Origin of the sequence: Tabrizicola sp. (assembly GCF_016792905.1) — a bacterium.
Taxonomy (GTDB): Bacteria; Pseudomonadota; Alphaproteobacteria; order Rhodobacterales; family Rhodobacteraceae; genus Tabrizicola.
The window spans coordinates 99,033-105,627 of record NZ_JAEULP010000065.1 but is presented as its reverse complement, the minus strand read 5'-3'; the positions used below and the strand labels follow the sequence as shown (position 1 = coordinate 105,627).

The following is a 6,595-nucleotide window of genomic DNA, read 5'->3' as shown; positions in this document are numbered from 1 at the left end:
CCCGACACGATTCACCTGCCGGGCATCTACGTCAGTCGCATCGTCACCGGCAAGCACGAGAAACGGATCGAACAGCGCACCGTGCGCAAGCGGGAGAATGCATGATGGCCGAGGAAACCAAAGGCTGGGACCGCAACGGCATGGCCGCCCGGGCCGCGCAAGAGCTTCGCGACGGCACTTATGTCAACCTCGGTATCGGCATCCCAACGCTGGTGTCGAACTACATCCCCAAGGGTGTCAGCGTGACCTTGCAATCCGAAAACGGGATGCTCGGCATGGGTCCCTTCCCCTATGAGGGCGAGGAAGACGCCGACCTGATCAACGCGGGCAAGCAGACGATCACCGAACTGCCGCAGACCGCCTATTTCGATTCTGCCACCAGCTTCGCGATGATCCGTGGCGGCAAGATCGCGATGGCGATCCTCGGCGCGATGGAGGTGGCGGAAAACGGCGACCTCGCGAACTGGATGATCCCCGGCAAGCTCGTCAAGGGCATGGGTGGTGCAATGGACCTGGTGGCGGGCGTTGGCCGGGTGGTCGTCGTGATGGACCACACCTCGAAGCACGGCGAGTCGAAGGTCCTGCACCAGTGCTCCCTGCCGCTGACCGGCAAGGGCGTGGTCGACCGGATCATCACCAACCTCGGCGTGCTCGATGTCGGCAAGAAGGGTTTGCATATCGTCGAACTTGCGCCCGGCGTGACCGAAGCCGAATTGCGTGACGCGACCGAGGCGACGATCGTTGGCTGACCACGTCGTCACCCGCGAACACGAGGCGGCCCGGGGCCGCTTCGTGATCCGCCGCGACGGGGAAGAGGCGGAACTTACCTATTCGGTCACGACGCCCACGCTTTTCATCGCTGACCACACCGGCGTCCCCGACAGCTTCCGCGGCACCGGAGCGGGACTTGCGCTGGTGCAAGCGATGGTTGATGCCGCCCGCAAGGACGGCTTCAGGATCGTCCCCCTTTGCCCCTTCGTGAAGGCGCAGGCGCACAAGCACCCCGACTGGGCCGACGCCTTCGTCTAGGGCTCAAAGCCCCGCAATGTCGGTACGGAAGATGCAGGGGTCCGTCACCAGCAGGGGCTGGCTGACGCAAAGCCCCTGTGCCACCTGCCAGGCGGCCAGGACTTTCGGCACATAGTCCCGCGTCTCGGCATAGGGCGGCACGCCGCCGTTGTCGCGCACCGCGCCCTCACCCGCGTTATAGGCTGCCAGCACCATGACGGGATCGTTGTCGAATTCCTTCAGCAGCCAGTCCAGGTAAGCGACCCCGCCCCTGATGTTCTCGACAGGGTCGGTGGAATCCTTCACCCCGAAGCGTTCGGCCGTGGCCGGGATCAGCTGCATCAACCCTACCGCCCCCGCCGAACTTACGGCGTCCGACTGGCCTGCGCTTTCGATTCCGATCACCGCCAGAACCAGCGCCGGAGAGACGCGCGTGTCCAGCGTCGCGCGCAGGATATCCTTGCCGTATTCATCGGCGACCTCCTGCATGTGCTGCAAGCGCGGCGCCCCGACTGCCGCGCCATTGGGACCATCGGACAGTGATGCCAGCGCAAGATCGAAGCGGTCCGACGCCTCGCCCAGGCCGGTAGGCACCTTGTCCCAGTACCAGGCATAGGAAGAGGCCGGCGCCGGTCCGGGCTTCTCGGTCGCCTCGTCCGCGACCTTCGGCTCCTCGTGCTCGTGCACCGGGTTCGGATCGATCTTTGGCAAGGCCGCCAGATAGCGCGCCTGTTCTTCCGGGTCGATCTGCACGGTGATCCGCTTGCCCGGCAGGCTGTCACCCACCTTGACGCGCTTGAAGCTGAAATCGTCCGCAGCTGCCGCGAACGGGGCAGCCACGCAGAGAATCGCTGCGATCCATGAAGTTTTCGGCATGTCGTTGGCCTGCTCGCCTTGTCGTTTTGCCCGAAGAATCGCAGGTTCCCGTGCAACCGGCCAGAACTTTTCCCGCCAAATCATGGCATTTCTGCCCGAATTGACCGAAAAACCACGCCCTACCATGCAGGCGTGAACAGATTGCTAACTTTTCTTTCGTTTGTTTTCCGTGGCTTGGCCAATATCACGCAGATTTTCTACAAGGACCAAGATTCTTCGAAAGTCGTCCAAACTGCTGCCACGTTTGGGGGGCTTTATAGACCCATACCGAACGACAACGGCAGCAGACGAAGCCTGGATCGGAGCGGTTGAATGTTAAGTGAGCACCTTAGAAAGGGACAAGACAAATGACCAAGTTCTCCGCTTTCCTGAAAGACGAAGCTGGCGCCGTGACCGTTGACTGGGTGGTTCTGACCGCCGCGATCGTGGGCCTCGGCCTCCTCGTCTTCAACTTCGTCCGTCCGGCCGTTTCGAACCTGGCCGAAGGCATCGGCAACGAACTGGGCGACGCTCAGACCTGCATGACCTCGGGCGGCACCAGCTGCTGATCGTCACTGCGATCTCTTTCGGGACTGGCCGCACGAAAGTGCGGCCAGTTTCATTTTGTCCCTAAGCTCAACCTGGCCCAACACGCCTTGGTATAGTGCACGCGCCGCGTCTCCCGCCATGCGCGAATCCCGCCAACGCTGGCACCGTCTTCTGCGCGTGGCCGAAGTCCTTCAGCGCAAGGCCAGAATACCGCCCGCAACCCCGGAAATACCCCGCCGCGCACAAATTCCTGCCATGATTGCAAGGCCAAATGGATGCATACCGAACGGCGGCATGGGGCTAGGCCCGCCCGAACCGGTTGAGTGACACATGAACACCACAGAAAGGGACAAGACAAATGACCAAATTCTCCGCTTTCCTGAAAGACGAAGCCGGCGCCGTGACCGTTGACTGGGTGGTTCTGACCGCCGCGATCGTGGGCCTCGGCCTCCTTGTCTTCAACTTCATCCGCCCGGCCGTGTCGAACCTGGCCGAAGGCATCGGCAACGAACTGGGCGACGCGCAGGAGTGCCTGCTCAGCGACGATACGATCACCTGCTGATACGCATCCCCAAGACCCTTCATGGCCGCGCTTCGCAAGAAGCGCGGCCTTCGTCTTGCCGGTGCCACCCGATCACAATCGCACCATGCCCGACATCCGTTATACTTTCGCCGTATTCCGGCACCATTGTCGCGATATTGGAACCTGTCCCGCCGCCAAGCGACCGCTCATCATCTTGATGGCCCGCCGACGCAGCACTAGAAGCACCGCCGGGCCGCCAGGGTGAGACCGAGGGCAGCTCCACCAAGCAGAGGTTGAAATGAGAGCAATATTCGCGTTGGTCCTTCTTGTCGGCATGGCGCTGGCAGGCATGGCCGTCTACATGATCCAGGGCTACATGGCCGACTTGGAAGGCGCTCTCCAGCAGGAACAGGCCTTCAATGCCAAGGCCGGCAAGCTGGTCGAGGTCTATGTCTTCGCCAAGCCCAAGAAATACGGTGACGCGCTCGCCGAGGACGATGTCCAGCTGATCTACTGGCCGGAAAAGGCCCTGCCCAAGACGATCTACAAGGACAAGGCAACCCTCTTCCCGGAAAACGCCGATGGCCCGCGCTACATCATGCGCTCGACCGAAGCCTTCGAACCCGTTCTGGCCAGCCGCGTGACCGAGCCCGGGCAGTTGGCCAGCCTCACCTCGAAGCTGGAAAAGGGCAAGCGCGCCTTCGCGATCAAGATCGGCATGGACAGCGGCGTCTCCAACTTCGTCAAGCCGGATGACTACATCGACATCCTGTGGACCGGCAACGTTGCCGGCGTCGAGGGCGGCATGACCCGTCAGATCGAAAGCGCAATCCTGGTCATCGCGGTCGACAACGCGCTCAACGAGGGGCAGGTCGCCTCGGATACTGTTGCAAAAACCGTGACGGTCGCAGCCACGCCCGAACAGGTGGCACGTCTTGCGCAAGCCCAGTCGACGGGTCGATTGACTCTGTCTCTTGCGCGGGACTCCAGCGAAACCGTTGATGGGACAGTGGAAACCGACACCAATGCGATGCTGGGCATCCAGAAAGAGGAAGTGGTTCCCGAGGTTGTCGCGCCCGAAGTCAAGAAGTGCTACGCCAAGCAGCGCAGCGGCGGGGTGCTTGTCGACACTGATGTCGAGATCCCCTGCAAGAGCTGACCCTTAGCTCACTCAACCACAGGGCGCGGCCACATTATCTGGGGCCGCGCCCTTTCATTTTTCCAACCCTTTGCGACGTGTTGCAGTTTATCCACATCAACTATTCGTCCCAAAGCATTGATTCTTGCAAAAAAACCAGGGCTGGTTCATTCTGCCTCCGATAAGGGCGTTCAAGACCCAAACGAGGCGTGGTCGAAAGGGCAGATCACATGAACATGAAACGACTCCTGGTAGCAGGTTATCTTGGTGCGATTCTCGCATCGACGGCACTGACGCCGGTCTCCGCCGAAGTCCTGCGCGTCATGCAGGGCCAGGCCAGTGAAGCACTCAACGTTCCGATGAACCGGGCCGTTGTCGTCGAAAGCGACGTTCCGTTCGCCGAGCTTTCGATCGCGAACCCCGGCATCGCGGATATCTCCACCCTGTCGGACAAATCCATCTATGTGCTGGGCAAGGCGCCGGGGCGCACCACGCTCACGCTATTGTCGCCAGATGGGACACTGATCTCGAACGTCGACGTGCATGTCACGCCCGACATCGCCGAATTCAAGGAGCGTCTGCAACAGATCCTCCCGGGCGAGAACATCGAGGTTCGCACCGCCAATGACGGCATCGTGCTTTCGGGCCAGGTTTCCTCGACCGCCAAGCTCGACCGCGCACTTGACCTCGCCAACCGCTATGCGCCGGATCGGGTGTCGAACCTGATGGTCGTCGGCGGGACGCAGCAGGTGATGCTGAAGGTTCGCTTCGCCGAAATGAACCGTACCGTGTCGAAGAACTTCTCCTCGTCGCTGAAGTTCGGCGACGGCGGACAGTTCGGCGGGGAAACCGGCACGTTGCTCGGGGCAGGCGCCCTGATCGCAGCCGGTGAGAACGTGCCCTACCGCTCGAACGTCACCGGGGCCATCGGCCTTGGCGGGTCGATCGGCGGGCTGGAGTTCGACGTCCTCCTGGAAGCCCTCGAATCCAAGGGCATGGTGCGCACTCTCGCCGAACCGAACCTGACGGCCCTCTCCGGGCAGCAGGCCAAGTTCCTGGCAGGCGGCGAATATCCTGTGCCCGTCGCGCAGGACAACAATACGGTCACGGTCGAGTTCAAGCCTTTCGGTGTCGAACTGAACTTCACCCCCGTGGTCGTCGATCAGGACATCATCAACCTGACCATCGACGCCGCCGTCTCCTCCATCGACCCGTCAAACGGCTTCACCTCGGGCGAGTTCACGATCAGCGCCTTCAAGCGCCGCGAGACCTCGACCACCGTGGAAATGCGTGATGGCGAAAGCTTCGCGATTGCGGGTCTTCTCCAGGACGACTTCCGCGATCTGAACGCGCAGCTTCCCTGGGTGGGCGACATCCCGATCCTGGGCGCGCTGTTCCGCAGCTCGGAATACCAGCGTGCGCAATCGGAACTGGTCGTGATCGTCACGCCGCATCTTGTCACTCCGGTGGCAGGAGAGGCTCTGGCGCTGCCGACCGACCGCGTCCGCATCCCGACCGAACGCGAGCTGTTCCTGTTCGGCGACGTGGCCACCGGCCCGAAGAAGGGTGCCGCAGCCGAAGTGGCCCGGCAGGACTTCAGCTCGTCCTACGGCTATGTGATGGAGTAAGGAGATGACCCGCATGCTTCCCAAGCTGCTTGCAGCCTCTGCCCTCCTCGCACTGACCGCCTGCGGCGAATCCTCGGTCAGCTGGGACCGCGAGCTTGGCTCCGAAGTCGACAAGGGCCAGTTCGGCAACGCCACGATGAACAACACGCTCATCCAGACGGGTGAGATGTCCTACACCGTGGCGCTGGCCGAACGCTTCTCGGCCGAGGTTCCGGACACGATCAACTTCGCCTTCAACAGCTCGGAACTGTCGGACGAGGCCCGGTCGATCCTCAAAAAACAGGCGGACTTCATTCGTCAGTTCCCTGAAGTCCGCTTCCGCGTCTTCGGCCACACCGACAAGGTCGGCTCGAACGGCTACAACCAGCGGCTCGGCCTGCGTCGTGCCCAGGCGGCGGTCGCCTACCTGACCTCGCTCGGGATCAGCCGCTCGCGGCTGGAGGCGGTCGTGTCCTACGGCGAAACCAGGCCGATCATCGCGACCAACGCGGCCGAAGTCCGCAACCGCCGCACCGTGACCGAAGTGTCGGGCTTCGTGAAGTCGCATCCGCTGGTCCTGAACGGCAAGTACGCCGAGATCATCTGGCGCGAATATGTCAACAGCGCCGTGCGCCCGCACGAAGGCGTGGCAGCGACCGCAGGTGCCGAAGGCGGCTGACCTCTACCTGGATCACGACAATCCGAGGCCGGGCCAAGCGCCCGGCCTCTTCGTTTCCAGATTCTTGATAATCCCAGAATCAAGCATTTTTAGCCCAATTATCGCCACCATTCTTGACCAAGGTCCGATCCTAAGGGTGAGTTCAGGGGTCTGGTTTCCTTGGGTGAGGCCGATGCATGGATTGCAGTAGTAACCCATTGGAATACCAATAGATAACGACCCCGTACCGAAAGGAC

8 protein-coding genes and 1 pseudogene are annotated in these 6,595 nt (G+C 61.9%); 8 read left to right on the top strand and 1 reads right to left on the bottom strand.

The features are described from left to right. From JNL31_RS13785 to JNL31_RS13775, 3 genes and pseudogenes are all read left to right on the top strand, one after another. Window positions 1-105: pseudogene (locus JNL31_RS13785) on the top strand (succinyl-CoA--3-ketoacid-CoA transferase); the annotation flags it as partial. Continuing rightward, window positions 105-749 carry a 3-oxoacid CoA-transferase subunit B gene (locus JNL31_RS13780; protein ID WP_294974238.1) on the top strand — a complete coding sequence of 215 codons (645 nt, stop codon included), beginning with the start codon at window positions 105-107 and terminating at the stop codon, window positions 747-749. The pseudogene JNL31_RS13785 and the gene JNL31_RS13780, both read left to right, overlap by 1 nt. Further along, the gene (locus JNL31_RS13775; protein ID WP_294974236.1) at window positions 742-1,029 is read left to right on the top strand and encodes a GNAT family N-acetyltransferase; all 288 of its coding nucleotides are present in this window, start codon (window positions 742-744) and stop codon (window positions 1,027-1,029) included. The genes JNL31_RS13780 and JNL31_RS13775 overlap by 8 nt, the downstream gene beginning before the upstream one ends. Window positions 1,030-1,032: 3 nt before the next feature. On the opposite strand, the gene JNL31_RS13770 is transcribed toward JNL31_RS13775, so the two are convergent. Further along, window positions 1,033-1,884: a lytic transglycosylase domain-containing protein gene (locus JNL31_RS13770; RefSeq protein ID WP_294974233.1), complete on the bottom strand. Its 852-nt coding sequence runs from the start codon at window positions 1,882-1,884 to the stop codon at window positions 1,033-1,035. A gap of 347 nt (window positions 1,885-2,231) precedes the next feature. Here JNL31_RS13770 and JNL31_RS13765 point away from each other — a divergent pair, with 347 nt between their 5' ends. The 5 genes from JNL31_RS13765 (at window position 2,232) to JNL31_RS13745 (ending at window position 6,359) form a co-directional block, all read left to right on the top strand. Next, window positions 2,232-2,432: a hypothetical protein gene (locus tag JNL31_RS13765; RefSeq protein WP_294974231.1), complete on the top strand. Its 201-nt coding sequence runs from the start codon at window positions 2,232-2,234 to the stop codon at window positions 2,430-2,432. A 338-nt stretch (window positions 2,433-2,770) separates the two neighbouring features. Then, window positions 2,771-2,974: a hypothetical protein gene (locus JNL31_RS13760; RefSeq protein WP_294974228.1), complete on the top strand. Its 204-nt coding sequence runs from the start codon at window positions 2,771-2,773 to the stop codon at window positions 2,972-2,974. A gap of 259 nt (window positions 2,975-3,233) precedes the next feature. After that, window positions 3,234-4,094, top strand: coding sequence for a Flp pilus assembly protein CpaB (cpaB, locus tag JNL31_RS13755; protein WP_294974226.1), 861 nt, complete (start codon window positions 3,234-3,236; stop codon window positions 4,092-4,094). Between the two features lie 209 nt (window positions 4,095-4,303). Then, a complete protein-coding gene (locus tag JNL31_RS13750) occupies window positions 4,304-5,701 on the top strand; it encodes a type II and III secretion system protein family protein (protein WP_294974223.1) in 1,398 nt (465 codons plus the stop codon). 4 nt (window positions 5,702-5,705) lie between these two features. After that, a complete protein-coding gene (locus tag JNL31_RS13745; RefSeq protein WP_294974220.1) occupies window positions 5,706-6,359 on the top strand; it encodes an OmpA family protein in 654 nt (217 codons plus the stop codon). The last annotated feature ends 236 nt before the right edge of the window (window positions 6,360-6,595 follow it).